The sequence below is a fragment of the Vibrio sp. HS-50-1 genome (assembly GCF_024747315.1).
Taxonomy (GTDB): Bacteria; Pseudomonadota; Gammaproteobacteria; order Enterobacterales; family Vibrionaceae; genus Vibrio; species Vibrio diabolicus.
The window spans coordinates 1-673 of record NZ_JAMPZF010000021.1 but is presented as its reverse complement, the minus strand read 5'-3'; the positions used below and the strand labels follow the sequence as shown (position 1 = coordinate 673).

Below are 673 nucleotides of genomic sequence, written 5' to 3'. Positions count from 1 at the left end.
ATAGCCGGTGGTTTTTCATATGCGCCTATAAGGCTCTCCTACTGGCAGCGCCCTAGCAGGCGCGTAGTGATCTGACATTTGCATATGACTATTTCCTGCGGCCCGTAAACGGGCTACCTGAATACGGGATCGACAATTGCTCTCCCATTTTATCCTGCTCTAATTGGTGATTTATGTAACTTTGTATCTTGCCGGTGTTTTTTCCTACCGTATCAACATAATACCCTCGACACCAAAATTCTCGATTCCTGTACTTAAACTTCAAATCTCCAAATCGCTCATAGAGCATCAGACTACTTTTTCCTTTCAAATACCCCATAAACGAGGAAACGCTCATCTTAGGTGGTATCTCTAAAAGCATATGAATATGATCTGCGCAGCATTCCGCTTCAATAATATTCACATTTTTCCATTCACATAGTTTTCTAAGTATCTCGCCTACTGCCCTTCGTTTCTCACCATAGAACACCTGCCTTCGGTACTTAGGTGCAAAAACCACATGATATTTACAGTTCCATCGCGTATGCGCTAAGCTCTTTTCGTCCCCCATTGGGACCCCCTTTCAATTCTTAATTAACTCTTGCAGTTGCCAGACCACAAGACGTTTTTATCAAATTGAAAGGGGTTATATAACTGACTTATAGCTGTAAGCTTTACGGAACCCCCAGCCTAG

1 protein-coding gene is annotated in these 673 nt (G+C 42.8%); it reads right to left on the bottom strand.

The features are described from left to right. Nucleotides 1-88 precede the first annotated feature (88 nt). Nucleotides 89-550 (bottom strand): IS200/IS605 family transposase, encoded by a 462-nt coding sequence (gene tnpA, locus NDJ01_RS09625; protein WP_258586632.1) that lies wholly within the window; start codon nt 548-550, stop codon nt 89-91. Between the last annotated feature and the right edge of the window lie 123 nt (nt 551-673).